Source organism: Aeromicrobium chenweiae (genome assembly GCF_003065605.1).
Lineage (GTDB): Bacteria > Actinomycetota > Actinomycetes > Propionibacteriales > Nocardioidaceae > Aeromicrobium > Aeromicrobium chenweiae.
In genome coordinates, this window is sequence record NZ_CP026952.1 from 1,207,911 (window position 1) to 1,234,742 (window position 26,832).

Consider the following 26,832-nt stretch of genomic DNA (forward strand, 5'->3'; position numbering starts at 1 on the left):
TTGTCCACGGTCGTGCGCACACCGCGCCGTCGTCCACAGGCCGCCGTCGGCACGGGTGACGAGCGCGCGGGTGGTGCCTACGGTCGTGGGGTGAAGCCGACGCATCGAGAGGAACCCGACGAGACCCGGGCCGAGATCGCGCGCCGCCGCCTCGCCCAGCTGGCCGCGTCCTTCGACGCCGAGCTGCCACCGGCCGAGGACGAGCCGGTCCGGGTGCGGCCGCGCGTGGAGGTCCCGCACGTACGGGCGCTCGCCGCCGTGGCCGTCGCCGCCTCGGTGCTGCTGGTCTGGTGGCTGCTGTCGGGTCGTCCCGAGTCCAGCGGCCCGGTCGCACCGCTGGCGTTCGCGTCCTCGCCGTCGACGGGCGCCCCGAGCGGGCCGGGACCGACCGCGGCGGCCGACGCCCGCACGTCGGCCCCTCCGGGTCAGGCCGCCCAGGTCGTCGTCGACGTGGCCGGCAAGGTGCGCCGCCCGGGCATCGTGACCGTGCCGCGCGGGTCGCGGGTCTACCAGGCCATCGAGGCCGCGGGTGGGGTCAAGGGGCAGGTCGACACCACCTCGCTCAACCTGGCGCGCGAGCTCACGGACGGCGAGCAGATCCTCGTGGGTCTCGATCCCGTCGACGTGGGCGGAGCCCCGGCACCCGCGGCGGCCGCGCCGGGCACCGGGGCGTCGGCGCCGAGCGTCGCGAAGATCAACCTCAACACCGCGACCGCCGAGCAGCTCGACACCCTGCCGGGCGTCGGCCCGGTGACCGCCCAGGCCATTCTCGGCTGGCGTGAGGACAACGGGCGCTTCTCGTCGGTCGACGACCTGCTCGACGTCAAGGGCATCGGCGAGGCGACGCTGGCCGAGCTGCGGGACCTCGTCGTCGTGTGAGCCACGACCTGCGGATGCTCCCCGCGGCCCTGGTGGCCTGGGGTGCCGCGGCCTGGCTGGTCACCGCCGGCTCACCCGCGGCGCTCACCGTCACTGTCGGCGGGGTGGCCGTCGCGTTCGCCGCGGTCCGGTTCGCGCCCCTGCGGGTGCTGGCGCTCACGAGCGTCTGCCTTGCCGCGGTCGCCGCGTCGTGCGCCTGGCGCCTCACGACGGTCGAGCACTCACCGCTGACCCGGCTGGCCGACCAGCACCGCCTCGCCACGATGGACGTCGAGGTCGTCCGTGACGCCCGGCCGTTCAGCCATCGTGGGCAGGACGCCGCGGTCGTCGAGGTGCGGGTGCGCCGGGTCGTCGCGGCCGGACAGGACCTGCGGGTCCGCGACCGGGCCACGGCCTTCGTCGACGGCACGCCGGACGACCTCGTCGTGGGGCGACGGCTCGTCGTGGTCGGCCGGCTGGGTCCGTCGGACGCGTCGGAGGAGGCCGCGGTCATCGACGTCGTGCGCCGCGGCCCGACGGACCGGGCCGCGTGGTGGTGGGAGGCGTCCGAACGGGTCCGCGAGGGCGTCCGGCGCGCCGTCTCCCACCTGCCGGAGGAGCCACGCGCCCTCGTGCCGGCGCTGGTCGACGGGGACGACACCAGGGTCAGCGAGGAGGTCGAGGAGGACTTCCGCCGCAGCGGGCTGACCCACCTGATGGCGGTCTCGGGGACCAACCTCACGATCGTCCTCGCCGTCGTCATGCTGCTGGCCCGCGCGTCCGGTCTCCGGCGACGAGGACTGTGGGTGGCCGGGGCCCTCTCGATCGTCGCGTTCGTGCTGCTGGCCCGACCCGACCCGAGCGTGGTGCGTGCCGCCGCGATGGGCGCGGTGGGGGTCGCCGCCCTCGGGTTCGGCGCCCGCGGCGGCGTGCGCGCGCTGTGCTGGGCCGTGGTGGGCCTGGTGTTCCTGGACCCGTGGCTCTCGCGGACGCCCGGGTTCGTCCTGTCGGCCGTGGCGACCGGCGGGATCCTGCTGCTGGCGCCGGTGCTCGCAGCACGGCTCGAGCGGTGGATGCCCAGGTGGTGCGCGCTCGCGATCGCCGTCCCGGTCGCGGCACAGCTCGCGTGCACGCCGGCCATCGCGGCGCTGTCGGGCGAGGTGTCCCTGGTCGCGGTCTTCGCCAACCTGCTGGCCGGTCCGGCGGTGGCCCCGGCGACCGTGGCCGGGCTGGTCGGCGGGGTGCTGGCCGTGGCGTGGGTCCCGCTCGGGCAGGCCTGCGGGCTGGTCGCCGGGCTCTGCGCCGGCTGGATCCTCACGATCGGGCACCGCGCGGCCGACATGGAGGCGGCGTCGCTGGAGTGGCACGCCCCGTGGCAGGTGCTGCTCGCGGTGGTCCCGGTCGCCACCTGGCTGGTCGTGCGGCTGTCGGCCCGGCCCGCCGTGTTCGTCGGGGTGGCCCTGGGCCTCGTGGTCGGCATCTGGCGGCCGCCGGAGACCGGCTGGCCACCGGACGGCTGGGTCATGGTCACCTGCGACGTGGGCCAGGGGGACGCCTCGGTGCTGCCGGTCGCCGAGGGCGAGGCGGTCGTGATCGACACGGGGGAGGAGGACGCCCCGGTCGACCGGTGCCTCACCGCGCTCGGCATCCGCCGGATCCGGCTGCTGGTGCTGACCCACGGCGACGCGGACCACGTCGACGGCTGGCGGGGGGCGGTCGACGGGCGCCGCGTCGACCAGGTGGCGGTCGGCACGTCCGGCGGACCGCTGATCCCGGGCGCGCCCCGGCACGTCGCCGAGGTGGGGGAGACCTTCTCGTCGGGCGAGACCGCCGCGGAGGTGCTCTGGCCGCCGCCGGAGGCGGCACCGGGCAGTGACCGCAACGCCGTGAGCGTCGTCCTCCGCGCGACGGTCCGCGGGGTGCGCCTCCTGCTGACGGGCGACGTCGGGGCGGAGGCGCAGCAGCGGATCCTGCGGAGCGGTGCCGACGTCGGCGCGGACGTCCTGAAGGTGCCGCACCACGGCAGCGCCGACCAGGACGGCCGGTTCCTCACCGCGGTGGGTGCGTCCGTGGCGACCATCGGCGTCGGCGCCGACAACGACTACGGCCACCCGTCCGCCGCGTTGCTGATGCGTCTGCGCGAGCGCGGTGTGCGGTGGTGGCGCACCGATCTCGACGGGGACGTCGCGGTCGTGGTGCGCGACGGGCGACTCTCCGTCGTGACACGGTGACGGCCGACCAGGGCTGTCGGTGGCGGGCACTACCGTTCAAGAAGTGAAGATCCTCCACACGTCCGACTGGCACCTGGGCCGCACGCTGCACGGCACGGACATGCACGAGCACCAGCGCGCCTTCGTCGACCACGTCGTCGAGCTCGTGCGCGAGCACGCCGTGAGCGCGGTGCTGATCAGCGGGGACGTCTACGACCGGGCCATCCCGGCGGTCGAGACCGTGCAGGTGCTCGAGGACGCGCTCGGCCGGTTGAGCGAGCTCACGACGGTGATCATCACGCCGGGCAACCACGACTCCGCGGTCCGGCTGGGCTTCGGGGCGGGCCTGATGCGCGACAGCGTCCGGATCCTGGCCTCCGTCGCCGACCTGCACCGTCCGGTCGTGCTCGACGACGGCGCGGTCGAGGTGGCGGTCTACGGGCTGCCCTACCTCGACCCGGAGACGAGCCGCGCGGTGCTCGTCGACGAGACGGGTGAGCGCCCCGCGCGCAGCCACGAGGGGGTCATCGGCGCGGCCATGCGGCGGGTCCGGGACGACCTGGCGTCCCGGCCGGGCGTCCGCTCGATCGTGATGGCGCACGCGTTCGTCGTGGGCGGCGAGCCCTCGGACAGCGAGCGCGATCTCTCCGTCGGCGGGGTCCAGTCGGTGCCGTCGGGGGTGTTCGGCGGCGTCGACTACGTCGCCCTCGGGCACCTGCACGGCCCGCAGGTCGTCCCGGTGCCCGGATCGGCGACCGTCGCGCGCTACTCGGGCTCCCCGTTGGCGTACTCGTTCTCGGAGCGCTCCCACCACAAGTCCACCGTGCTGCTGGAGCTCGACGTCGACGGACCGCCCGCGGTCACGCTGGTCGACGCCCCGGTCCCGCGCCGCCTCACCGAGATCCGCGGCGAGCTCAGCCACGTCCTGTCCGGCGAGACCGACGCCCACCTGGACGACTGGGTCAAGATCACGGTCACCGACCCGACCTACCCGGCCGACATGCACGCCCGGGTCCGCGCGCGCTTCGCGCACGTCCTGCACCTGACGCACGAGCCGGTCGTCGGTGAGCGGGTCGGCGCTGCACCCGTCGTGACCGAGGCGATGCAGCCGACCCGGGTGGCTGCGGACTTCGTCGAGTTCGTCACTGCAGCCCCCGCCTCCGAGGTCGAGCTGGACGTCATCCAGCAGGCCTACGACGCGGTGCAGGCCGCCACCGCCAGGGCGGACCGATGAAGCTCTACTCGCTCACCCTTCAGGCGATCGGCCCGTTCGCGGGGCCGCACACGATCGACCTCGCGGCCCTGGGCCGGTCGGGGTTGTTCCTGCTGGAGGGCCCGACCGGTGCCGGCAAGTCCACGATCATCGACGCGATCGTCTTCGCCCTGTACGGCGGGCTCGCCGGCGAGACGGCCAGCAAGGAGCGGCTGCACAGCCACCACGCCGCCGTCGGCGTCGAGCCTTACGTCGACCTGGTGTTCGAGGTCGAGTCCGGCATCTACCGAGTACGCCGGACCGCGTCCCACCGTCGGCCCAAGCGCCGCGGCGAGGGCTTCATGCAGGAGAACGAGAAGGTCGTCCTGACCCGGCTGACCGACGTCGATCAGCCCGAGGCGGGCGTCACGGTCTCCACCAGCACGCAGGAGGTGGGCCACGAGATCGCCGAGCTGGTCGGCCTGCGCAAGGACCAGTTCCTGCAGACGGTCGTGCTGCCCCAGGGTGAGTTCGCGAAGTTCCTGCGCTCGTCCGGCGAGGACCGCAAGAACCTGCTCGAGACGATCTTCCGCACCGACGTCTACGAGCTGATCACCAAGACGCTGACCGAGATGCGGCGCGAGGCCAAGGCCCGCACCGAGGACGCCCGGCAGGGCGTCGAGACCGCGGTTGCCGTGCTCGCGGGCGCGGCGGGCGTGGACACGCAGACGCTGGCCGACGACGGGGTCGTCGACCTCGAGCGCGTGGACGCCGTGATCGCCGAGATGGAGGACGCGGCGAGCCGTACGCAGGCCACTGCTGCGGAGGCCGCGGCAGCACGCACGGCGGCCGACGTGCAGGTCCGCGAGGCCGAGACGTTGACGGCCTGCCTGGCGAGGCGTGCAGACCTCCTCGCCCGGCAGGAGACACTGCGAGCCGAGGCCGAGGACGTCGCCGCGGCCGCTGTCGCGCTGACCGCCGGACGACGTGCGGCCGTGGTCGCCACGGCCGTGGCAGGGGCTCGCACCGCAGCCGCGGACGCCGAGCAGGCGGCGACCGCCCACGACGCGGTCGCCCTCGAGCTCGCGCCGGACCACGAGCTGAGCGACGAGGAGTGCGCCGGGCTCGCGGACGCGCTGGGCGAACGGCTGACCCACCTGCGGCAGCTCATCGACCTCGAGTCCGGCTTCGGGCGGCGGGAGGCCGAGATCGCCCGGCTGGACACCCAGGTCGCGGACGCCGACGTCCGGCTCGCCGAGATCGAGGCCAGTCTCGCGGCCCGGCCGGCCCAGTACGACCTGTTGCAGCAGGCGCGCGACGAGCAGGTGGCACTCGCCGAGCGGCTGCCGGCCGCCACCGCGAGCCACGAGCAGGCCCTTCGGGCGCTCGACGCTGCCCGGAACGCCGAGGCCAAGCTCGAGGCGGTGGCCCGGGCGCACGCCGAGCGCGACGAGCAGGTCCTGGCCGCTCAGCACGCGGTCGACCACCACCGCGACCTGCGCCGGCGACGGCTGCAGGGCATGGCCGGCGAGCTCGCGGCGTCCCTGGTCGACGGGGAGCCGTGCGCGGTCTGCGGCGGCGTCGAGCACCCCCGTCCGGCCGCGCAGGCCCACGACCACCCCGACGACGACACGATCGCGGCGGCCGACGCAGCCGCCGTCGCGGCGGAGGACCTCGCCCGCCAGGCCGCGTCCGTCGTGGACCGCCTCGAGGTCGAGCTCGCCGCGGCGCAGGAGGCGGCCGGCGGCCTGACCGCGGCTGCAGCCGAGGCCGCCCTGGCCGCGGCGGCGCAGGCGCTCCAGGACGCGCGGCGCGCGGGACGCCAGGTCGGGGTGATCGACGCCGAGGTCAAGGCGCTCGACGCCGCCGAGCTCGCCGACGAGAAGCAGCGCGCCGAGACCGACAAGACGCGCGCCCAGCTGGCGGACCGCCGGGTCTCGCTGGCGGAGTCCCTCGCAGCGGACGGCAGGCGGGTGGCCGACGCGCTCGACGACGACGCGCCTTCGCTCGCAGCGGCGGCCCAGCGCGCCACCCGCGAGCGCGCGCTCGTGCAGCGGTACGCCGCGACGGCCCACGAGCTCCGGCGCGCCGAGGAACGCCTTACCGACGCCCGGGCCACGCTGCAGCGCCAGCTCGACGAGCAGGACTTCGCCGACGAGGCCGCAGCGCTGGCCGCCGTGGTGCCGCCGGCAGACCTGCGCCATCTCGAGCAGGTCGTCACGACCCACCAGCAGCAGCTCGCGATCGTCACCAACGGGCTGCAGGCGCCCGACGTGGCGGCACTGACCGGCGACGAGGACCCCGACCTGGACCGGGCGCGCCTGACCTGCACCGAGGCGGCCCAGGCCGAGAAGGAGGCCGCGCACGAGGCGAGCACCGCCCGGCACCGCGCGGAGCAGGTGCGCGACCGACGTGCGGGGCTGACCCATGCCCTCGGGCAGCTCGCGGCTGCCGCTGCGGGAGCGGAGGCGGTCATCCGCATGGCCGACGTGGCCGACGGCACCTCCCGCGCGAACCTCAAGCACCTCACTCTCGGCACGTACGTCCTCATGCGCCGGTTCGAGGACGTCGTGGTCGCGGCGAACGCCCGCCTCGGTCCGATGTCCGACGGCCGCTACCAGCTGCGGGCCACCGACGAGAAGGAGCGGGGAGCCCGCGGCCGGCGCACCGGTCTGGCACTGGCCGTCGTCGACACCGAGACCGGTCAGGAGCGCGAGCCGCGCACCCTGTCGGGCGGTGAGACGTTCTACGCCTCCCTGTGCCTGGCGCTGGGCCTGGCCGACGTCGTCACGGGCGAGGCGGGTGGCGTCGAGATCGGCACGCTCTTCGTCGACGAGGGCTTCGGCTCGCTCGATCCCGAGACCCTCGAGGACGTGATGTCCGAGATCACCGCGCTGGCCCGGGGCGGACGTGTCGTCGGCATCGTCAGCCACGTCGAGGACCTCAAGCTGCGGGTCGCCGACCGGATCGAGGTGCGCCGTCAGCCCGACGGGTCCTCGACCCTCACCGTGCGTGCCTGACCTGGGCCGGTGGGCCCCACCGGATGTCGGGGCGCGCGACTAGGCTGGCACCGTGGCCTCGGCATTCGGCAAGATCCTGCTCATCACCGGCAACGCCGAGTTCCTCGCCGACCGCACCCGCGCGAAGGCCGTCAAGGTCGTCACGGGGGAGCAGCCCGAGGTCGAGGTCGCGATGTCGACCGCGTCCGGCCTGCAGCCCGGCGAGCTCGCCGGCCTGACGAGTCCCTCGCTGTTCAGCGACGCGAGCGCGCTGGTGCTGACCGAGCTGCAGGATCTCCCCGAGGTCGCCCAGAAGGAGCTGCTGGCGTACGTCGCGGCGCCCTCGCCCGACGTCGCCGTGATCCTCGTGCACAGCGGTGGGCAGAAGGGCAAGGGCCTGCTCGACAAGCTGCGCAAGGAATCTGTCGTCACCGAGGTCAAGGTCGAGCAGCCCAAGTACGAGCGAGACTTCGCCAAGTGGGTCTACACCGAGGTGCGTGACCTCGGTGCCCGCATCGACGAGGAGGCCGCCACGCTGCTCGTCGCCTCGATCGGGCAGGACCTGCGAGCCCTGGCCGGCGCCGCGGACCAGCTCGTGGCCAACCTCGAGAAGGGCACCGAGATCTCGGCGTCCCTCGTGCGGCAGTACTTCGGCGGCCGGGCCGACGTGCGGGGATACGAGATCGCGGACGCGACGCTCAACGGCCAGATCAACGTCGCCCTGGAGCAGGCCCGCTGGGCGGAGTCGGCCAAGGTTGCGCCGGTCCTCATCACGAGCGCCCTCGCCACCGGGCTGCGCTCGCTCGCCAAGCTCGCCGGCGCCCCCGAGGGCATGCGCGACAACGATCTGGCGGCCCACATCGGGGCGCCGCCGTTCAAGATCCGCACGATGCGCTCACAGCTGCGCAGCTGGGACCAGGCAGGTCTCGCCGCGGCGATCTCTGCGGTGGCCCAGGCCGACCTGGACGTCAAGGGCGGCGCGGCCGACCCCGCGTTCGCGGTCGAGCGCATGGTCCTGCAGGTCGCGGCTCAGCGCAGGCGCTAGCCATGGCGGTCGCGGCGGACACCCCGGTGCGGGCGCCGTCGCGGGTCGAGGCCGTCGACGTCGCCCGGGGCGTCGCGCTGATCGGCATGATGCTGGCGCACCTCGGTCCCGTCTGGCTCGGGGCCGACCCGCCGGTCGGCCACATGATCGCCGGGGGCCGGGCCGCCCCGCTGTTCGCGATGCTCGCGGGGGTGTCGCTGACGCTGGTCCAGCGACGCGACCCCGAGGGGGTGGGGTCGGTACGGGCCACGATCGTCCGTGGGATCCTGCTCGTCGCCCTGGGGCTGTCGCTCGGGGCCATCGAGGACATGCCCGTGCTGATCATCCTGGCCTTCTACGGACTGATGATCGTCGTCGCGCTGCCGTTCCGGGGCCTGCCGACGCCTTGGCTCGCGCTGCTCGCCGTCGTCTGGACACTGGCGTCGGGCTTCGTGGTCGTCGCGCTGCAGGTGCTGCACGGGCCGGTGGACGCCGGGCAGGCCGAGGCGGAGGACCTGGAGCACCCGTTCTCCCTCCTGCAGGAGCTCACGGTCCTCGGGGCCTACCCGGCCCTTGCCTGGTTTTCCTACGTGCTGGTGGGGCTGCTCGTCGGACGGCTCGACGTGCGACGACCGGTGGTCGCGTGCCGGCTGGTCGGCCTCGGCACGGCCCTGGTCGTCGTGACCCTCGGGGCCGGTTGGCTCCTGGTGCGCGAGGGCGCCGTCGAGGACCCGTCCGGGTTCGGCTGGCGGTCGCTGTTCACCGGGCGCTACGGGCCCACGGAGTGGAACGACCTGCTCCGGCTCGGCCAGCACACGTCGACGCCACTGAACCTGGTCAGTGCGACCGGCTCGGCGCTGCTGGCCATCGGCCTGTGCGCCCTGGCCGTCCGGGTGCCGTGGCTGCGGCTGGCGCTGACCCCTCTGCGGGCAGCAGGGACGATGACGCTGACCCTCTACACCGTGCACGCGCTGTGGTTCTGGCGTCTCGCGTCTGCCCACGACGACGCGCTCGGCCCGCGGCGCGGAGGCTACGACGACTGGTTGCTCCAGGTCGTCGTGCTCTGCGCCGTCGCAGTCGCGTGGCAGCGCTGGGTCGGCAGGGGACCGCTGGAGTCGCTGGTGCGTGTGGTGTCCGTCCCGCCGACCCTCAGCGCACGAAAAAACGCCCCGGCACGAGACCGGGGCGTTGATTCATCGGGCTGACGTCAGAGCGACGCGGCCTTCTTGGCGATGGCCGACTTGCGGTTCGCCGCCTGGTTCTTGTGGATGACCTTCTTCGAGGCAGCCTTGTCGAGCTTGCGGGTCGCCTCACCGGCGAGCTTCTTGGCGTCGTCGTTGTTGCCGGCCGTGACGGCCTCCTCGAAGCGGCGGACGGCCGTCTTCAGCGCGGAGCGCACGGACTTGTTGCGCTCACGAGCCAGCTCGTTCTGGCGGTTGCGCTTGATCTGCGACTTGATATTCGCCACGGGGCAAACCTGTTTCTCTCGGATGTGAATGCTGAAAAAGATGGGGTGGACGTGCCGGGGCACGCGACCGCTCACTCTACCAGCCGCTGACCCGACGCCTCAAATCGGCCGATCGGCCACTGGTGGCACGCAGACGCACGGGGTGGTGGGAGAATGGTCCATCATGAGCACCAGCCCCGTACCCCAGCCCGGGGCCACCGACCCGAAGATCCTGCGCAACTTCTGCATCATCGCGCACATCGATCACGGCAAGTCGACGTTGGCCGATCGCATGCTGCAGCACACCGGCGTGGTGGACGGCCGCGACATGAAGGCCCAGTACCTCGACCGCATGGACATCGAGCGCGAGCGCGGCATCACGATCAAGAGCCAGGCCGTGCGCATGCCGTTCGTCAAGAGCAGCGGCGACGACGCCGGCACGGTCTACGTCCTCAACATGATCGACACCCCCGGGCACGTCGACTTCACGTACGAGGTCAGCCGCAGCCTGGAGGCGTGCGAGGGCGCGATCCTGCTCGTGGACGCGGCGCAGGGCATCGAGGCGCAGACGCTGGCGAACCTCTATCTCGCGATCGACGCCGACCTGGACATCATCCCGGTGCTGAACAAGATCGACCTCCCCGGTGCGCAGCCGGAGAAGTACGCCGAGGAGATCGCCGGCATCATCGGCGGCAACCCCGACGACGTGCTGCGCGTCTCGGCCAAGACCGGCCAGGGCGTCGAGGAGCTGCTCAACCTCATCGTCGACGAGATCCCGCCGCCGCAGGGCGATCCGGACGCTCCGGCGCGCGCGCTGATCTTCGACTCGGTCTACGACACCTACCGGGGCGTCGTGACGTACGTCCGTGTCGTCGACGGCAAGCTCAGCCACCGCGACAAGATCAAGATGATGTCGACCGGCGCCGTGCACGAGATGCTCGAGGTCGGGGTCATCTCGCCCGAGCCGGTCAAGGCTCCCGACCTGGGCGTCGGCGAGGTCGGCTACCTCATCACCGGGGTGAAGGAGGTCCGCCAGTCCCGCGTCGGCGACACCGTGACGTCCAGCATCCGCGGCGCCACCGAGCCTCTCGGCGGCTACAAGACCCCCAACCCGATGGTCTACTCGGGCCTCTACCCGCTCGACGGCGACGACTACCCGACGCTGCGTGATGCGCTGGAGAAGCTCCAGCTGAACGACGCGGCCCTCGTCTACGAGCCCGAGTCGTCCGGCGCGCTGGGATTCGGCTTCCGCATCGGCTTCCTCGGGCTGCTGCACCTGGAGATCGTCCGGGAGCGGCTGGAGCGCGAGTTCAACCTCGAGCTCATCTCCACGGCGCCCAACGTGGTCTACCGCGTCGAGATGGAGGACGGCAAGGAGATCGTCGTGACGAACCCGTCCGAGTACCCCTCGGACGGCAAGATCGACAAGGTCTACGAGCCGATCGTGCGCGCGACGGTGCTGAGCCCCAGCGACTACATCGGCGTCATCATGGAGCTGTGCCAGGCGCGCCGCGGACAGCTGATCGGCATGGACTACCTCTCCGAGGACCGCGTCGAGATCAAGTACACGCTGCCCATGGGCGAGATCATGTTCGACTTCTTCGACGCGCTCAAGAGCCGCACCAAGGGCTACGCGTCGCTGGACTACGAGCCCACCGGTGAGCAGGCCTCCGACCTGGTCAAGGTCGACGTGCTGCTCCAGGGCGAGGTCGTCGACGCGTTCAGCGCGATCGTCCACCGCGACAACGCGTACGCGTACGGCGTCTCGCTGGCCGGCAAGCTCAAGGAGCTCATCCCGCGCCAGCAGTTCGAGGTGCCGATCCAGGCCGCCATCGGTGCACGCGTCATCGCCCGCGAGAACATCCGCGCGATCCGCAAGGACGTGCTCGCCAAGTGCTACGGCGGCGACATCAGCCGCAAGCGCAAGCTGTTGGAGAAGCAGAAGGAGGGCAAGAAGCGGATGAAGATGGTCGGCCGCGTCGAGGTCCCCCAGGAGGCGTTCATCGCCGCGCTGTCCACCGGCGACGTCGACAAGAAGTAGCCCCACCCAGATTTGCGGACTCCTGCACCGAATCAGGCGGGGCAAAGCGTGCAGGAGTCCGCAAATCGGGGCGGGCCCGGCGCCGATAGGGTGACGGCCATGAGTGGTGTCGTCGCGTCGGTGAACGTCGGCCCGGCGGTGGATGTGCCGTGGGGCAAGTACAAGTGGAGCGCGATCGACAAACGCCCCGTGGCCGGCCCGGTGGTGCTGCGCACGACCGGTGTGGAAGGCGACGAGATCGGCGACCTGGTCAACCACGGTGGCGCCCTGCAGGCGGTGTACGCCTACGCGTCCGAGGACCTGCAGGCCTGGTCCGACGAGCTCGGCCGTGACCTCAGCCCCGGACAGTTCGGCGAGAACCTCACCACGACGGGCATCGACCTGACGAACGCCCACGCCGGCGACCGGTGGCGGGTCGGGGGAGCGTTGCTGGAGATCTCCGGCGTCCGGATCCCGTGCTCGGTCTTCCAGGGATTCCTGGACGAGCGCCAGTGGGTCAAGAAGTTCATGCAGGGCCGCCGCCCCGGACCGTACTTCCGCGTCATCGAGGAGGGACCGGTCGACCCCGGCGACACGATCGAGGTCGTCGAGGAGCGCGACCACGAGGTGACGGTCGAGTTCCTGTTCCGCGCTCTCACGACCGAGCGCGCGCTGATCCCGCGTCTGGCCGTCGAGCCCCGGGCCGACGCGTTCGTCGCGCGCAGGTTGGGTGAAGGTCGCAACGACCCCCCGTCGTGACCCGCGAGTAGGTTAGGGTGATCGGCACCACATTCCCTCAGTACGCTCGCGTGAAGGATCACCACATGCCCGCCCAAGTTGTGACGCCAGAACAGCTCGCAGTGATCGAGAACCGCCCGACGAGTGTGTCCGCGATGTTCTTCGACCGTGTGAGGAACAGCGGCTCCCGCGAGGCCTACCGCTATCCCGACAAGGACGAGGTGTGGCAGTCGCTGACGTGGGCCCAGACCGGCGACCGGGTGACCCGTCTCGCGGCAGGACTCGTCGCGCTCGGCATCCAGCCCGAGGAGCGCATCGCGATCGCCTCGGGCACCCGCCTGGAGTGGATCCTGTCGGACCTGGCCATCAACGCCGCCGGCGGCGCAACCACGACCGTCTACCCCACGACGATGGCCGACGACGTCGCCTACATCCTCGCCGACTCCGACAGCCGTGTGGTCTTCGCGGAGGACGACGAGCAGGTCGCCAAGCTGCGCCAGAAGCACTCCGAGCTCCCGTCGATCGTCAAGGTCGTGGTCTTCGACGGCACCACCGACGGTGACTGGGTCATCAGCTTCGACGACCTGGAGGCCCTCGGCGAGAAGTACCTCGCCGAGCACCCCACCGTCGTGGAGGACCGGGTCGCGGCGATCACGGGCGACTCGCTCGCGACGCTGATCTACACCTCCGGCACGACCGGCCGCCCCAAGGGTGTGCGCCTGTCGCACGACGGCTGGGTCTACGAGGGCTACGTCATGGTGGCCGCGGACATCCTGTCCCAGGACGACCTGCAGTTCCTGTGGCTGCCGATGGCGCACTCGTTCGGCAAGGTCCTGCTGACCACGCAGCTCGCGATCGGCTTCCCGACCGCGATCGACGGCCGCGTCCCGCGCATCGTCGACAACCTCGCGGTCGTCCAGCCCACGTTCATGGGCGCCGCTCCCCGCATCTTCGAGAAGGCCTACGGCCGCATCATCGGCATGACCGAGGCCGATGGCGGCGCGAAGCTGAAGATCTTCCGCTGGGCCGAGAAGGTCGGCATCGAGTACTCGCGGGCGGTCCGCTCGGGCAAGCCCGTGTCGCCCGTCCTCAAGGCCAAGTTCGGCCTGGCCGACAAGCTGGTGTTCTCCAAGGTGCGCGCCCGCTTCGGCGGCCGGGTCCGGTTCTTCATCTCCGGTGCCGCGGCGCTGTCGCCCGACATCGCGGAGTGGTTCCACGCCGCCGGCGTCCTGATCCTGGAGGGCTACGGGCTCACCGAGACCTCCGCGGGTGCCTTCGTCAACCAGCCCGACAACTTCAAGCTCGGCTCGGTGGGCACCGCCTTCCCCGGCAGCGAGGCCAAGATCGCCGCGGACGGCGAGGTGCTGATCAAGGGCCCGCACATCATGCGCGGCTACCACAACCTCGACACGGAGAGCGCGTCGTCGCTGACCGACGAGGGCTGGCTGCACACCGGTGACGAGGGCCGCATCGACGAGGACGGCTTCTTGTTCATCACGGGTCGCAAGAAGGAGCTGTTCAAGACGTCGGGCGGCAAGTACGTGGCGCCGCCGCACATCGAGGGCATGTTCAAGGGCATCAGCGCCATGACGAGCCAGATCCTCGTCCACGGCAACGAGCGGAACTTCTGCAGCGCCCTCATCACGCTCGATCCCGACGCCGTCGCGGAGTGGGCCGCCCACCATGGCATGGAGGGCAAGAGCTACACCGAGGTCGTGCGGTCGCCCGAGATCCAGGCGCTCGTCCAGGGCCAGATCGATGAGCTGAACACCAAGCTCAACCGTTGGGAGACGATCAAGAAGTTCGCGATCCTCGACCACGACCTCTCGATCGAGTCCGGCGAGATCACGCCGAGCATGAAGGTCAAGCGGAACGTCGTCGAAGCCAACAACAAGGCGATTCTGGACGGCTTCTACTCTTAGGGAGTGAGCCTGACCGAGATCCCGCACCCTGCCCCAGGGGAGCGGGATCTCGGCACGTCCGGGGGGCTGCGCCCGTTCGGCGTGTACGTCCACGTCCCGTTCTGCCGGGTCCGGTGCGGCTACTGCGACTTCAACACCTACACCGCGGACGAGCTCGGCGAGGGGGCCACGCGTGCCTCGTACGCCGACACCGCGATCAGCGAGATCGTCCAGGCCGCGACGCGCGTGGGTCGCCGCCCGGTCGAGACGGTGTTCTTCGGCGGGGGCACCCCGACCCAGCTGCCGTCCGCCGACCTCGTGCGGATCCTGCGGGCGATCGATGACGGGTTCGGCCTGACCGACGGCGTCGAGGTCACGACCGAGGCCAACCCTGACTCGGTGACGCCGGAGTCGCTCGCGACCCTGCGCGCGGGCGGTTTCAACCGCATCTCGTTCGGCGTGCAGTCCGCGGTCCCGCACGTGCTGGCGACGCTCGAGCGGACCCACGACCCCGCCCGGGTCCCGCAGGCGGTCCGCTGGGCCCGTGAGGCGGGCTTCGAGCAGGTCAGCGTCGATCTCATCTACGGCACGCCGGGGGAGTCGATGGACGACTGGCGCACCAGCCTCGAGCAGGCGATCGCCCTGGAGCCGAACCACGTGAGCGCGTACGCCCTCATCGTCGAGGACGGCACGGCTTTTGCCCGCAAGGTCCGGCGCGGCGAGGTCGTCATGCCGGACGACGACGAGACCGCCGACAAGTACCTGCTGGCCGACGAGATGCTGTCGGGGGCCGGCCTGGGCTGGTACGAGCTGTCCAACTGGGCCCGCGACGAGGCCGCCCAGTGCCGGCACAACGTGCTCTACTGGCGCAGCGACGACTGGTTCGGCATCGGGCCCGGGGCGCACTCCCACCTCGCGGGCCAGCGCTGGTGGAACGTCAAGCACCCCGCCGCGTACGCGCAGCGGCTGGCCGCCGGCGAGTCACCGCGGCACGACGGCGAGACCATCGACGCCGACACCGCGCACGTCGAGCGGATCATGCTGGAGACCCGGCTGCGCAGCGGGCTGGGACTCGACGCCCTCAGCCCCGCGGCGCGCAGGTCTGCTGACGGCGTCGTGGCCCGGGATCTCGCGACGCTGGAGGGCGAGCGCCTGGTCCTGACGCGCTCCGGCCGCCTGCTGGCGGACGCCGTCGTGCGCGAGCTCGTCGACTGATCGCCGCCCCGGCCGGTCCGGGCAGTTTCGCGATTCGAATAGTTTTATTTTATTTTGCCCGTAGGCTTCGGGTGAGAGGCCCGCTCACCGGAGCGCGTCCGTCGGTTGGCGCCGATCTACAGGGGAAGTCGGCGACAACATGCGGATTCGTCATGCCTTTTTCAGGACGGCTTCTGCCGTCCTCACAGCGATGCTGACGGTCGCGGTGCTGCCCGGAGGCAGCGCCCAGGCCGCGTCCACCACCACCTGCTCGGGCTTCACCGCGTGCGCGGTCAAGCTCAAGAGCGACGCGGGCTACGCCCTCGTCCACACCCGCTCGTTCTGGAACATGCGCGCGGGACACAACTGCACCAACTACGTCGCCTACCGGCTCACCACCGGGCGCACGACGGCCCGTCCGCCCGGCACGGGGGACGCCGGCTCCTGGGCGGCCGCCGCCCGTGCCCACAAGATCCCGGTCAACGCCAAGCCCGTCGTCGGAGCGGTGGCCTGGTGGTCCAAGGACGTCGTCACGGCCGGGAACAGCGGCCACGTGGCGTACGTCGAGAAGGTCCACGCCGACGGGTCGATCGACATCTCGGAGGACAACGCCGGCGGCACCTTCCGCTGGCGCAAGGTGACCAAGGGCGCCGGCTGGCCCACGTCCTTCATCCACTACCCGAGCTCGGACGGGTCACCGCTCGGCACGTTCACCTCCGTCACGGCCGACGTCGCGGGCCAGCTGGACATCCGCGGCCTCTCGGGCGAGCCGGACGCAGGTCTGCTGGGACCGGGCTACCTCGTGACACTGGGCGGCCCCCGCGGCGCCGCGGGTGTCGAGTCGTTCGCGTTCAGCACGCCCTACTTCTCGTTCCAGCGCATCAAGACGGTCAAGCGTCGCGGCCTCACCACGGTGTACCTCTACGCGTTGAACACGCCGCTGACGCCCGGCAAGGACGTCCTGCTGGGCACCAGGAACGTGACGATCCGCGACGTGTCCGTCACGCCCGCCCCCGCGAAGCTGAAGTCCTCGACCAGCGCGAGGCTGACGCCCTCGACCATCAGGGCTGCGACCCGGCCGAAGGTCAAGATCACGTTGCCCGCCCACGGGCCGACGGGGCGCGTCGACGTCAAACGGGGCAGCAAGGTGCTCAAGACCGTCACGTTCGGGGCCGGGGGGAAGCACAGTCGGATCGTCAAGCTGCCCAGGCAGAAGAAGGGCAAGCACTCCTTCACGGTGTCGTACCGGGGCAGCTCGCGCTACCTGCCCAGCACCACGAAGGTCACGCTGAGGGTTCGGTGACGAAGTCGATGAGCTCCTCGACGCGGCCGAGGAACTCCGGCTCCAGGTCGGCGTAGGAGTCGACCCGGCTCAGGATGTGCTTCCACGCGCGGGCGATGTCGGTCTGGTCGGAGTGGGGCCAGCCGAGCTCCCGGCAGATGCCGTACTTCCAGTCCTGGCCGCGAGGAATCGTCGGCCACGCGTCGATGCCCAGGCGGGACGGCTTCACCGACTGCCACACGTCGATGTACGGGTGGCCGACCACGAGCACGTGCGGCCGGCCGGAGACCTGCTCGGCCAGCCGGGTCTCCTTCGACCCCGGGACGAGGTGGTCGACCAGGACGCCCAGGCGCCGCTCGGCGGTGGGGGCGAACTCGTCCACGATGCCGACGAGGTCGTCGATGCCGCCGAGGTACTCCACCGCGACGCCCTCGATGCGCAGGTCGTCGCCCCACACCCTCTCGACCAGCTCCGCGTCGTGGCGCCCCTCGACGTAGATGCGGCTCGGGAGCGCGACGCGTGCCCGAGCCCCGCGGACGGCTCGCGAGCCCGACGCCGTGCGGGTCGCCGTGGCCTTGGTCGCCGCCGACGGGGGACGCGCGACGATCGGCTTGCCCTCGAGCAGGTAGCCCGGACCGAGGGGGAAGGACCGGCGGACGAGGCGGCGGTCCTCCAGGATCATCATCCCGAGGTCCTTCTCCACCGCCATGACCTCGCCGCAGAAGCCCGTCGAGGCGTCCTCGATGACCATGCCCCGCTCGACCACGACCTCCTGGGAGCGTCCCCGCGGGGGCTTCTTCCAGTCGCCGGAGAGAACGTCGCTGCCGTAACGGTCAACCATGGAGGGCTCCCAGGAGTCGCTGGTGAAGGGTCTCGAGATCGTCCTTCGTGATGTCGGGGGAGAGCAGCGTGGTGCTGTCGCCGACCAGGCCCAGTGCGAGGTCGACCGCAACCGGCCAGCTCGCAGGGACGGTGCCGGGCGCCGCGTCGGTCCACAGGGCGCCGACCGTGACGTACGACGCGAGGACGCCACCGTCCTCGTTCACGGCGGTGATGCTGGCGACGAGCTCACCGCCCTCTGGCCCGTCGCCGAGGTGCATGACCTCCACGCTGATCGGACCCAGTTGCGTGGCCCAGACGGACGCCAACGTGCCGCCGCGGGACTCGTGGGAGATCGTGGTTCCGTCGTCGAGGACGACCTCGTACGGGGAGATGGTGAGCGATCTCTCGTCGCCCTCGACCACGATGTGTCCGTCGTTGTTCTCGGAGATGCTGCTCACCTCGCTAGACTGGCACTTGACCAGTGAGAGTGCCAGCAGACTCGCGGGAGAGGGATGTGTGATGACTGACGATCGCAGGCTCGACGTCCTCCGGGCGATCGTCGAGGACTACGTCGCGACGCAGGAGCCCGTGGGCTCCCGCTCGCTGCTGGAGCGCCACCAGCTCGGCGTCTCCCCGGCGACGGTGCGCAACGACATGGCCGCGCTCGAGGAGGAGGGCTACCTGACGCAGCCCCACACGAGCGCCGGGCGCATCCCGACCGACAAGGGCTACCGGATGTTCGTCGACCGGCTCGCGACCGTGAAGGCGCTGTCGACCGCCGAGCGCCGGGCCATCGAGACGTTCCTGACCGGTGCCGTCGACGTCGACGACGTCGTGCAGCGCAGCGTCAAGGTGCTGGCCCAGCTGACCAACCAGGTCGCGATCGTCCAGTACCCGTCGCTGACCCGCTCCACCGTCCGCCACATCGAGCTCGTCTCCCTCGAGGGCGCCCGGGTCCTCCTGGTCGTCATCACCAGCAGCGGCCGGGTCGAGCAGCGCATCGTCGAGCTGGTCGAGACGCCGAGCGACGACCTCATGTCCGACATGCGCTCGCGCATCACCCGCGCGACGGTCGGCGAACGGCTTCCCGAGGCCTCGCTCCGACTGGCCGACATGATCGAGACGTTCCAGGCCAACGACCGCCCCATCGTCACCTCGATCGTCACGACGCTGTCCCACACCTTCACCAACGAGCGCAGCGACGAGCGCATCGCCGTCGGCGGCACCGCGAACCTGGCCCGCTTCGGCAGCGACTTCGACACGTCGATCAAGCCCGTGCTCGAGGCGATCGAGGAGCAGGTCGTGCTGCTGAAGCTGCTCGGTGAGGCCACGAGCGGGCTGACCGTCCGCATCGGCAGCGAGACCGGCCACGAGAGCCTGATGAGCACGACCGTGGTCTCGTCGGCGTACGGTTCGGACGACCTCGCGCTCGCGACCCTGGGCACGGTCGGCCCCACCCGCATGGACTATCCCGCAACGATGGCCGCCGTCGGCGCCGTCGCCCGCTACGTCGGCCGCACGTTGGCGGACAACTGACCCCCTGCAAGAGGACTTCATGGCACAGGACTACTACGCAACACTCGGCGTCGACCGTGACGCCACGGCCGAGCAGCTGAAGAAGGCGTACCGCAAGCTGGCGCGCCAGTACCACCCCGACGTCAACGACGCGCCCGACGCCTCCGAGAAGTTCAAGGAGGTGACGCTGGCGTACGAGGTGCTGTCCGACCCGCAGAAGCGGGCGGTGTTCGACCGCGGCGGCGACCCCATGAGCAGCGGCGGCGCCGGCTTCGGCGGCGGCCAGGGCTTCAACTTCGACGACATCATGGACGCGTTCTTCGGCCAGAACGCCCAGCGCGGCCCCCGCCCACGCCAGCAGCGCGGCCAGGACGCGCTGCTGCGGATCAGCGTCGACCTCGCGGAGGCCGCGTTCGGCGTGACCCACGAGATCAAGGTCGACACCGCCGTCACCTGCTCGACGTGTCACGGCAGCGGTGCGGCGAACGGCTCGCAGCCGGAGACCTGCCGCACCTGCCACGGCCACGGCGACGTCCAGCACGTGCAGCGGTCGCTGCTCGGCGACATCCGGACGTCCCGCCCGTGCCCGACGTGCCACGGCTTCGGCACGGTCATCCCCGACCCGTGCCCCGAGTGCAGTGGTGAGGGCCGGGTCCGCTCGCGCCGCTCGATCTCGGTCACGATCCCGGCCGGCGTGGACCAGGGCACCCGCATCCAGCTCAGCGGCGAGGGTGAGGTCGGGCCCGGCGGTGGACCGGCCGGCGACCTGTACCTCGAGATCAACGTGGCCCGCCACCCGATGTTCCAGCGCAAGGGCGACCAGCTGTTCTGCCAGGTGACCGTGCCGATGACCGCTGCGGCGCTCGGCACGCACCTCGACCTGCCGACGCTGGAGGCCGACCTCCCCGAGTCCGAGGAGGACGAGCGCACGGTACGCCTCGACGTCTCGCCGGGCACCCAGTCCGGCGACACCCTGACGATCCGCGGGTACGGCGTGCCGCGCCTGCGTGGCTCGGGCCGCGGCGACCTCAAGGTGCAGGTCGTCGTCGAGACGCCGACGCAGGTCGACGAGCAGCAGCGCGCGCTGCTGGAGCAGCTCGCGGAGCTGCGTGACGAGGAGCGTCCCGAGGCGCTCATGGCCAGCAACCACAAGGGCGTCTTCGGCAAGATCAAGGATGCCTTCAAGTGAGCTTGCGAACTGGAATCTACGAGGGGTGCAAGTGAGCCTGACTGATGAGGACTGCCTGTTCTGCAAGATCGTCGCGGGGGACATCCCCGCGGAGATCGTCTCCGAGACCGAGCACACGCTGGCCTTCCGCGACCTCAACCCGCAGGCGCCCCTGCACGTGCTCGTGATCCCGCGGGTGCACGCGGCCGACATCGCGAGCCTGGCCGAGACGGCGCCCGAGGCGGCCGTCGATCTGCTCGCCGAGACGCGCCGCGTGGCCCGGGCCGAGGGCCACGAGTCGTACCGGCTGGTCTTCAACACCGGTGCGGATGCCGGGCAGACGGTCTTCCACGTGCACGGTCATGTGCTGGCCGGGCGCAGCCTGGCCTGGCCTCCCGGGTGAGAATTCGCGTGGTGTCACGCCCATTGCGTACGATTGACCTCACATGACTGATGACACCGTCCCTGCTCCGCTGCCCACCCACACGTTCACGATCCCGTCGAGCGTCGCAGCCGTCGCCCTGCTCGGGCCCGCCGACGAGTTCCTGCGCCTGATCGAGGACTCGTTCGACGCCCGTATCCACGCCCGCGGCAACACCATCACGGTGACCGGCGCGCCCTCCGAGGCGGCTTTGGTGGAGCGTCTGCTCGACGAGCTCGTCACGATCCTGCGCACGGGGCAGAACCTCACCCGCGAGACGGTCGAGCGCAGCGTCACGATGCTGCGCACCGAGACCCGCGAGAAGCCTGCCGAGGTCCTGAGCCTCAACATCTTGTCCAACCGCGGTCGCACGATCCGTCCCAAGACGGTCAACCAGAAGCGCTACGTCGACGCGATCGACAAGCACACGATCGTGTTCGGCATCGGTCCTGCGGGCACCGGCAAGACGTACCTCGCGATGGCCAAGGCCGTCCAGGCGCTGCAGGCCAAGGAGGTCAACCGCATCATCTTGACCCGGCCCGCGGTGGAGGCCGGCGAGCGGCTGGGCTTCCTGCCCGGGTCGCTGAGCGAGAAGATCGACCCGTACCTGCGTCCGCTCTACGACGCGCTGCACGACATGCTCGACCCCGAGACGGTGCCCAAGCTGCTGGCGTCGGGCGTCATCGAGGTCGCACCGCTGGCCTACATGCGCGGCCGCACGCTCAACGACGCGTTCATCATCCTCGACGAGGCGCAGAACACGACGCCCGAGCAGATGAAGATGTTCCTCACCCGTCTGGGCTTCGGCTCCAAGATGGTCGTCACGGGCGACGTCACCCAGGTCGACCTCCCGACGGGCAACAAGAGCGGCCTGCGTGTCGTGCAGGACATCCTCGACGACGTCCGCGACATCCACTTCGCCAACCTGTCGTCCGCCGACGTCGTGCGCCACAAGCTCGTCGGGCGCATCGTCGCCGCGTACGGCGAGTTCGAGGAGCTTGCGACTCGGACCAGGGAGCGGAGCGAGGAGCTTGCGACTCGGACCAGGCAGCACAGCGAGGAGCAGTCCTCCCTGGCCCGCGAGGCAGGTGCTGACTCCCGTGAACGTCGACGTTCTCAATGAGTCCGGGGTCGAGGTCGACGTCGTCGGCCTGACCCGGCTCTGCCGCTTCACGATGCGCCGCATGCGGCTCCACCCCGCGACCGAGCTGACCGTTCGGCTCGTCGACCCCGAGACCATCACGGTGCTCAACGAGCAGTGGATGGGCAAGAAGGGGCCGACCGACGTCTTGTCGTTCCCGATGGACGAGCTGACCCCCGGCAGCGACGACGCCGAGAGCCCCGAGGGCTATCTCGGCGACATCGCGCTGTGCCCGCAGGTCGCCGAGCAGCAGGCTCCCGCGGCCGGTCACTCCGCGCAGGACGAGGTCGAGCTGCTGACGGTGCACGGCATCCTGCACCTGCTCGGCTACGACCACGCCGAGCCGCAGGAGCACCAGGAGATGTTCGGCATCCAGGGGCGGCTGCTCCTCGAGTGGCAGCAGGCCGCCGAGGGCATCGACCCCGAGCAGCAGTGAGACCGGTCTCGTGAACTGGCTCCCTGTGGTGCTGTCGGTCGTCCTCGCCGTCGCGGCGGGAACGCTCGCGAGCGTCGACGCCGCGATCTCGGCGTTCTCGAAGGCCCGCGCCGAGGAGCTCGAGGACGAGGGGCGATCCGGCGCAACGCGCCTGTCCCGCATCCTGGAGGACCCGGCTCCGTACCTGAACTCGGTCCTGCTGTTGCGTGTCATCGCCGAGACCGCGAGCATCGTCCTGGCCGCCCTCGTGGTGGCCGACGAGCTCGACGGCCTGTGGACCCGCGCGCTGGTCGCGGTCGTCGTCATGTCGATCGTCAGCTTCGTCCTCATCGGGGTGGGTCCGCGCACCCTGGGACGTCAGCACGCCGAGACGATCGCCCTGACGTCCGCGCTGCCCGTCATCGTCATCACCCGGCTGCTCGGTCCCGTCCCGCAGCTGCTGATCCTGCTGGGCAACGCCGTCACCCCCGGCAAGGGGTTCCGCGAGGGGCCGTTCGCCTCGGAGGTGGAGGTCCGTGAGCTGGTCGACCTGGCCGCCGCGAGCTCGGTGATCGAGACCGACGAGGGCAAGATGCTGCAGTCGGTCTTCGAGCTCGGCGACACGATCGTCCGCGAGGTGATGGTGCCGCGCACCGACCTGGTGTTCGTCGAGAAGAGCAAGACGCTGCGCCAGGCGATGTCCCTCGCACTGCGCAGCGGCTACTCCCGCATGCCGGTGATCGACGAGAACCTCGACGACGTGGTCGGCATGGCGTACCTCAAGGACCTCACCAAGCGCGTGTTCGACAACCACGTCGCCGAGACCACCGAGCGGGTCGAGTCGATCGCCCGTCCCTGCCTGTTCGTCCCCGACACCAAGCCGGCCGGCGACCTCCTCAAGGAGATGCAGGCCCAGCACACGCACGTCGCGATCGTCGTGGACGAGTTCGGCGGCACGTCCGGCATGATCACGATCGAGGACATCCTCGAGGAGATCGTCGGCGAGATCACCGACGAGTACGACACCGAGCCCGAGCCGAGCGAACAGCTCGCGGACGGGTCGTGGCGCGTCAGCTCCCGGTTCGAGGTCGACGACCTCGAGGACCTGTTCGACATCCCGATCGAGGACGACGACGTCGACTCCGTCGGCGGTCTCATGGCCAAGCACCTGGGCAAGGTGCCGATCCGGGGGAGCGTCGTCGAGGTCGAGGGACTACGTTTCGAGGCCGAGGGGCCGTCGGGCCGGCGCAACCGCATCGGTCACGTCCTCGTCAGCCGCCTGGCACCCCCAACCGATGACCTGAAAGGTTCCGAGCATGGATCTCAGTCCTGAGGACGCGAAGCTGGTGACGCTCGCGCGCACCTCTCGCGCACGCACGAACGCGGAGCACGGTGCCGCGGTGCGCGACCAGGACGGCCGCACGTACGTCGCCTCGACCGTGGCCCTGCCGTCGGTCCGCATCGACGCGCTCGACCTCGCCGTCGCGATGGCGGTCTCGTCGGGGGCCACCGGCATCGAGGCCGGCGCCCTCGTGGGGGACATGGTGCCGGAGCCGCTCGTCAGCGGCACAGCCGTCCGGGACGTGTCCGGGCACGGCATCCACGTCTACCTGGCGGACCCGTCCGGCGAGGTCGTCCGGGTGAGGACCACATGAGCGCCGAGGAGGGCCGCGTGCACCGTTCGGGCTTCGCGTGCTTCGTCGGTCGTCCCAACGCCGGCAAGTCGACGCTGACCAACGCGCTGGTCGGCGGCAAGATCGCGATCACGTCGTCCAAGCCGCAGACCACGCGCCACGCGATCCGCGGGCTGGTCAACCGTGACGACGCCCAGCTGATCCTGATCGACACCCCGGGCCTGCACAAGCCGCACACGCTCCTCGGTGAGCGGCTCAACGCGCTCGTGCGCTCGACCTGGTCCGAGGTCGACACGATCGGCATGTGCCTGCCGGCCAACGAGTCCGTCGGTGAGGGCGACAAGTTCCTCATCAAGGAGCTCGCCCAGATCAACCAGGGCCGTCGCAACCCGAAGCCGATCTTCGCGATCGCGACCAAGATCGACCTCGTCAAACCCGACAAGCTGCGCGACCACCTGCTCGCGATCCAGCAGGCCGGCGCGGACGCGGGCCTGCAGTGGCAGGAGATCATCCCGGTCTCGGCCGTCGCGGACGAGCAGGTCGACCTGCTCGCCGACCTGCTGATCGGCACGCTGCCCGAGGGCCCTGCGCTGTACCCCGAGGGCCAGCTGACCGACGAGCCGGAGGAGACGCTCATCGCGGAGATCATCCGCGAGGCGGCGCTCGAGGGCGTCCGCGACGAGCTGCCCCACTCGATCGCCGTGGTGGTCGACGAGATGGTGGCCCGCCCCGACCGGCCCAAGGACAAGCCGCTGGTCGACGTCCGGGTCAACGTGTACGTCGAGCGTGACAGCCAGAAGGGCATCATCATCGGCAAGCAGGGCTCGCGGCTGCGCCAGATCGGCAGCGACTCGCGTGCGCAGATCGAGAAGATCCTCGGCACGCCGGTCTTCCTGGACCTGCACGTCAAGGTCGCCAAGGACTGGCAGCGCGACCCCAAGCAGCTCCGCAAGCTCGGGTTCTAGCCGTCCTGCCCCGCGCCGCCCTACGCGGCGCGGGGTCTCTGTGCTGTGAACCGTGCATGCCGTCTGGGGCGCTGCTCTGGGTCGATGCGCGGCGGCGGAATGATCTCGGGGATGCCGTCCTCGCCCATCCGGGCGGCCCACTCGCCTTCGTGGACCAGGAAGTGGTGGAAGTGGCACAGCAGGGCCGCATTCGCCAGATCGGTCGGCCCGCCCTCGGACCAGAAGTTCAGGTGGTGTGCCTCGCACCATGCCGGAGGCCGGTCTTCCCCCGCCGCTACGCGCCTTGTGCGGGGGGACCCCCATACCCGGGAACACGCAGCCCTGGTCGCGGACCGCCAGCGCAAGCCGTTGGTGGCGGTCGTAGAGGCGCCGCGTCATCCCGTGGTCGATGACGCGGGTGCCGTTCTCGAGGTAGAGCGCGACCAGGTGGGCATTGCAGGCGAGTCGGCGGGCCTTGGCTGCCGACGTGGTCGTGCCGGAGGTGTTGGTCGCGGTGCCCTGCCCGGTACGGAGATCGTCGACGTCGATGGTGACCGCCACGGTGGCGGCCAGCCCACCGGCCTGGGGGAGCGCTCCGGTCGGCAGGTGGTCGATGAGCTCGACGAACGCGTGGCCCATCTTCTGGTCCCGCGGCAGCGCCGACCAGTCGTCGGCTCCCAGGCCGTGACGCTCGGCGTTGTCGGCGGTGCGCCGCGGGGCGATGATGCCCTCGATCGCGGCCCGCAGCGTGTCGGCGTCCGCGTCGGGGATCGTGAACGCCCCGTGCGTGGTGCCGTCGCCGCGCCGCCGCATGGACAGCTTCGTGGCGTCCCACGCCTTCTGCTCCTGCTTGCGCAGCTGCTCCCCGAGGTGCTCGTCCGCCCCGTCGGGATCGATGACCTCCAGCACCCGGTTCGCGAGCCGCTTCAAGTCGTCGAGGCCGTAGTCGGCCGCCAGGCCGATCAGGTGCGCCTCCGCGTCCTGGCGCTCCTCCTCGCCGCACCACTCGGGCAGCGCGTCGATCGCCTTCATGATCACCCCGGCCTGGTCGGTCGACAGGTCACCTGCGGCCCATGCCGCCCGGGTCGCCTCGGTGTCGGTGCCCGTGACCCGCGCCAGACCGACCAGCTTGCTCGCCTCGCCCTTGGTGATCCCCGTGGTGCTCGCCAGCCAGGTCGTCGTCGAGGTCGCGCCCTCGTCCTTGGCCAGGCCCATGCCCTCGGCACAGCCCGCGAGGCTGGACAGTGCGGCGTCCATCGAGGTCCGCGCCCGCGCCACGGCCAGGACCACCTGCTTGACCTCCGAACCGGTCAACGACCACGGCTCGAGCGCGGCCAGGTCGTCGGTCAACGACGACAGCTGGTCGAGGATCATGAGCGGGCTCCGGAGGGACTAGAACGTATGTTCGATTCTAGCAACTCGTCCGCACGCAGGGCAATACCTTCATCCCATTTTTTCATTGAAACAACAGCGGAAATGCACCTTTGACCGCCGGTGTCCGGGCACCATGAGTTGGGTGACGACGACCTTTGCCTTCAGCAACCTCCATCACGTCCAGCTCGCGATCCCGCCGGGAGGGGAGGAGAGCTGTCGCGCCTTCTGGGGCGACGTCATGGGGATGGCGGAGCTCGAGAAACCGCCGGCCCTGAGGGCGCGCGGTGGATGCTGGTTCCGCGGTGGAGGGGTCGAGATCCACCTCGGCGTGGAGCAGGACTTCGCCGCAGCGCGCAAGGCGCACCCCGGAATCCTGGTCGACGACCTGCGGGGGCTGGCGCAGGCCCTCACGGCTGCGGGAATCGACGTGTCGTGGGACGAAGGGTTCCCCGGGCACGATCGCTTCTATGCCGCCGACCCGTTCGGCAATCGGCTGGAGTTCCTGGAGCAGCACGTCTGACCGCCCGGCGGAT

At 71.0% G+C, this 26,832-nt stretch carries 23 protein-coding genes and 1 pseudogene; 20 read left to right on the forward strand and 4 right to left on the reverse strand.

The window, feature by feature from the left end; translation table 11 throughout:
• Window positions 1–90 precede the first annotated feature (90 nt).
• From C3E78_RS05815 to C3E78_RS05840, 6 genes are read left to right on the forward strand one after another with little or no spacing between them, the layout of a single operon-like run.
• The gene (locus tag C3E78_RS05815) at window positions 91–879 is read left to right on the forward strand and encodes a helix-hairpin-helix domain-containing protein (protein ID WP_108577406.1); all 789 of its coding nucleotides are present in this window, start codon (window positions 91–93) and stop codon (window positions 877–879) included.
• Window positions 876–3,089 carry a ComEC/Rec2 family competence protein gene (locus C3E78_RS05820; RefSeq protein WP_135804851.1) on the forward strand — a complete coding sequence of 738 codons (2,214 nt, stop codon included), beginning with the start codon at window positions 876–878 and terminating at the stop codon, window positions 3,087–3,089. The genes C3E78_RS05815 and C3E78_RS05820 overlap by 4 nt, the downstream gene beginning before the upstream one ends.
• 43 nt (window positions 3,090–3,132) lie before the next feature.
• Entirely contained in the window at window positions 3,133–4,302 is a 1,170-nt protein-coding gene (locus tag C3E78_RS05825; RefSeq protein WP_108577408.1) for an exonuclease SbcCD subunit D, read from the forward strand.
• Window positions 4,299–7,280 (forward strand): AAA family ATPase, encoded by a 2,982-nt coding sequence (locus tag C3E78_RS05830; RefSeq protein WP_108577409.1) that lies wholly within the window; start codon window positions 4,299–4,301, stop codon window positions 7,278–7,280. The genes C3E78_RS05825 and C3E78_RS05830 overlap by 4 nt, the downstream gene beginning before the upstream one ends.
• 52 nt (window positions 7,281–7,332) lie before the next feature.
• The gene (gene holA, locus C3E78_RS05835) at window positions 7,333–8,304 is read left to right on the forward strand and encodes a DNA polymerase III subunit delta (protein ID WP_108577410.1); all 972 of its coding nucleotides are present in this window, start codon (window positions 7,333–7,335) and stop codon (window positions 8,302–8,304) included.
• A 2-nt stretch (window positions 8,305–8,306) separates the two neighbouring features.
• Window positions 8,307–9,488 carry a heparan-alpha-glucosaminide N-acetyltransferase domain-containing protein gene (locus C3E78_RS05840; RefSeq protein WP_108577411.1) on the forward strand — a complete coding sequence of 394 codons (1,182 nt, stop codon included), beginning with the start codon at window positions 8,307–8,309 and terminating at the stop codon, window positions 9,486–9,488.
• Between the two features lie 2 nt (window positions 9,489–9,490).
• Here the strand turns inward: C3E78_RS05840 and rpsT are convergent, their stop codons facing one another.
• Window positions 9,491–9,751 (reverse strand): 30S ribosomal protein S20, encoded by a 261-nt coding sequence (gene rpsT, locus C3E78_RS05845; protein ID WP_108577412.1) that lies wholly within the window; start codon window positions 9,749–9,751, stop codon window positions 9,491–9,493.
• 163 nt (window positions 9,752–9,914) lie between these two features.
• Here rpsT and lepA point away from each other — a divergent pair, with 163 nt between their 5' ends.
• From lepA to C3E78_RS05870, 5 genes are all read left to right on the forward strand, one after another.
• On the forward strand, window positions 9,915–11,771 hold the full coding sequence (gene lepA / locus C3E78_RS05850; protein WP_108577413.1) for a translation elongation factor 4: 1,857 nt from the start codon (window positions 9,915–9,917) through the stop codon (window positions 11,769–11,771).
• A gap of 99 nt (window positions 11,772–11,870) precedes the next feature.
• Window positions 11,871–12,509, forward strand: a complete 639-nt coding sequence (locus C3E78_RS05855) for an MOSC domain-containing protein (protein WP_108580777.1) — start codon at window positions 11,871–11,873, stop codon at window positions 12,507–12,509.
• A gap of 65 nt (window positions 12,510–12,574) precedes the next feature.
• On the forward strand, window positions 12,575–14,410 hold the full coding sequence (locus C3E78_RS05860) for an AMP-dependent synthetase/ligase (protein ID WP_108577414.1): 1,836 nt from the start codon (window positions 12,575–12,577) through the stop codon (window positions 14,408–14,410).
• Window positions 14,411–14,413: 3 nt separating this feature from the next.
• The gene (gene hemW / locus C3E78_RS05865; protein WP_108577415.1) at window positions 14,414–15,604 is read left to right on the forward strand and encodes a radical SAM family heme chaperone HemW; all 1,191 of its coding nucleotides are present in this window, start codon (window positions 14,414–14,416) and stop codon (window positions 15,602–15,604) included.
• A 190-nt stretch (window positions 15,605–15,794) separates the two neighbouring features.
• Window positions 15,795–16,886 carry a CHAP domain-containing protein gene (locus C3E78_RS05870; RefSeq protein ID WP_159085824.1) on the forward strand — a complete coding sequence of 364 codons (1,092 nt, stop codon included), beginning with the start codon at window positions 15,795–15,797 and terminating at the stop codon, window positions 16,884–16,886.
• On the opposite strand, the gene C3E78_RS05875 is transcribed toward C3E78_RS05870, so the two are convergent.
• The gene (locus C3E78_RS05875) at window positions 16,867–17,706 is read right to left on the reverse strand and encodes a DUF3097 domain-containing protein (protein ID WP_108577417.1); all 840 of its coding nucleotides are present in this window, start codon (window positions 17,704–17,706) and stop codon (window positions 16,867–16,869) included. The genes C3E78_RS05870 and C3E78_RS05875 overlap by 20 nt on opposite strands.
• Complete coding sequence (locus C3E78_RS05880) at window positions 17,699–18,145, reverse strand: hypothetical protein (protein ID WP_108577418.1); 447 nt, start codon at window positions 18,143–18,145, stop codon at window positions 17,699–17,701. The genes C3E78_RS05875 and C3E78_RS05880 overlap by 8 nt, the downstream gene beginning before the upstream one ends.
• A gap of 61 nt (window positions 18,146–18,206) precedes the next feature.
• Between C3E78_RS05880 and hrcA the strand changes: the two genes are divergently transcribed.
• From hrcA to era, 8 genes are read left to right on the forward strand one after another with little or no spacing between them, the layout of a single operon-like run.
• Complete coding sequence (gene hrcA, locus C3E78_RS05885; RefSeq protein WP_108577419.1) at window positions 18,207–19,223, forward strand: heat-inducible transcriptional repressor HrcA; 1,017 nt, start codon at window positions 18,207–18,209, stop codon at window positions 19,221–19,223.
• Window positions 19,224–19,242: 19 nt separating this feature from the next.
• The gene (dnaJ, locus tag C3E78_RS05890) at window positions 19,243–20,391 is read left to right on the forward strand and encodes a molecular chaperone DnaJ (protein ID WP_108577420.1); all 1,149 of its coding nucleotides are present in this window, start codon (window positions 19,243–19,245) and stop codon (window positions 20,389–20,391) included.
• A gap of 31 nt (window positions 20,392–20,422) precedes the next feature.
• Entirely contained in the window at window positions 20,423–20,773 is a 351-nt protein-coding gene (locus C3E78_RS05895; protein WP_235833696.1) for a histidine triad nucleotide-binding protein, read from the forward strand.
• A gap of 43 nt (window positions 20,774–20,816) precedes the next feature.
• Window positions 20,817–21,914, forward strand: a complete 1,098-nt coding sequence (locus C3E78_RS05900) for a PhoH family protein (RefSeq protein ID WP_108577422.1) — start codon at window positions 20,817–20,819, stop codon at window positions 21,912–21,914.
• Window positions 21,892–22,368, forward strand: a complete 477-nt coding sequence (ybeY, locus tag C3E78_RS05905; protein ID WP_108577423.1) for an rRNA maturation RNase YbeY — start codon at window positions 21,892–21,894, stop codon at window positions 22,366–22,368. The genes C3E78_RS05900 and ybeY overlap by 23 nt, the downstream gene beginning before the upstream one ends.
• Window positions 22,369–22,378: 10 nt before the next feature.
• Window positions 22,379–23,680: a hemolysin family protein gene (locus tag C3E78_RS05910; RefSeq protein ID WP_108577424.1), complete on the forward strand. Its 1,302-nt coding sequence runs from the start codon at window positions 22,379–22,381 to the stop codon at window positions 23,678–23,680.
• On the forward strand, window positions 23,664–24,002 hold the full coding sequence (locus C3E78_RS05915) for a cytidine/deoxycytidylate deaminase family protein (protein ID WP_108577425.1): 339 nt from the start codon (window positions 23,664–23,666) through the stop codon (window positions 24,000–24,002). The genes C3E78_RS05910 and C3E78_RS05915 overlap by 17 nt, the downstream gene beginning before the upstream one ends.
• Entirely contained in the window at window positions 23,999–24,946 is a 948-nt protein-coding gene (gene era / locus C3E78_RS05920; protein WP_108577426.1) for a GTPase Era, read from the forward strand. Before C3E78_RS05915 ends, era begins: the two co-directional genes overlap by 4 nt.
• A gap of 384 nt (window positions 24,947–25,330) precedes the next feature.
• Here the strand turns inward: era and C3E78_RS18775 are convergent.
• Window positions 25,331–26,299: pseudogene (locus tag C3E78_RS18775) on the reverse strand (DUF222 domain-containing protein); the annotation flags it as partial.
• 142 nt (window positions 26,300–26,441) lie between these two features.
• Here C3E78_RS18775 and C3E78_RS05930 point away from each other — a divergent pair.
• Complete coding sequence (locus C3E78_RS05930; RefSeq protein ID WP_235833698.1) at window positions 26,442–26,819, forward strand: VOC family protein; 378 nt, start codon at window positions 26,442–26,444, stop codon at window positions 26,817–26,819.
• The last annotated feature ends 13 nt before the right edge of the window (window positions 26,820–26,832 follow it).

Bases quoted from the DNA above. Each gene is read 5' to 3' on its own strand.
- C3E78_RS05830 (WP_108577409.1), top strand. From the start codon at position 4,299: ATGAAGCTCTACTCGCTCACCCTTCAGGCGATCGGCCCGTTCGCGGGG.
- C3E78_RS05840 (WP_108577411.1), top strand. From the start codon at position 8,307: ATGGCGGTCGCGGCGGACACCCCGGTGCGGGCGCCGTCGCGGGTCGAG.
- lepA (WP_108577413.1), top strand. From the start codon at position 9,915: ATGAGCACCAGCCCCGTACCCCAGCCCGGGGCCACCGACCCGAAGATC.
- C3E78_RS05855 (WP_108580777.1), top strand. From the start codon at position 11,871: ATGAGTGGTGTCGTCGCGTCGGTGAACGTCGGCCCGGCGGTGGATGTG.
- C3E78_RS05860 (WP_108577414.1), top strand. From the start codon at position 12,575: ATGCCCGCCCAAGTTGTGACGCCAGAACAGCTCGCAGTGATCGAGAAC.
- C3E78_RS05870 (WP_159085824.1), top strand. From the start codon at position 15,795: ATGCTGACGGTCGCGGTGCTGCCCGGAGGCAGCGCCCAGGCCGCGTCC.
- C3E78_RS05875 (WP_108577417.1), bottom strand. From the start codon at position 17,706: ATGGTTGACCGTTACGGCAGCGACGTTCTCTCCGGCGACTGGAAGAAG.
- hrcA (WP_108577419.1), top strand. From the start codon at position 18,207: ATGACTGACGATCGCAGGCTCGACGTCCTCCGGGCGATCGTCGAGGAC.
- dnaJ (WP_108577420.1), top strand. From the start codon at position 19,243: ATGGCACAGGACTACTACGCAACACTCGGCGTCGACCGTGACGCCACG.
- C3E78_RS05900 (WP_108577422.1), top strand. From the start codon at position 20,817: ATGACTGATGACACCGTCCCTGCTCCGCTGCCCACCCACACGTTCACG.
- C3E78_RS05915 (WP_108577425.1), top strand. From the start codon at position 23,664: ATGGATCTCAGTCCTGAGGACGCGAAGCTGGTGACGCTCGCGCGCACC.
- era (WP_108577426.1), top strand. From the start codon at position 23,999: ATGAGCGCCGAGGAGGGCCGCGTGCACCGTTCGGGCTTCGCGTGCTTC.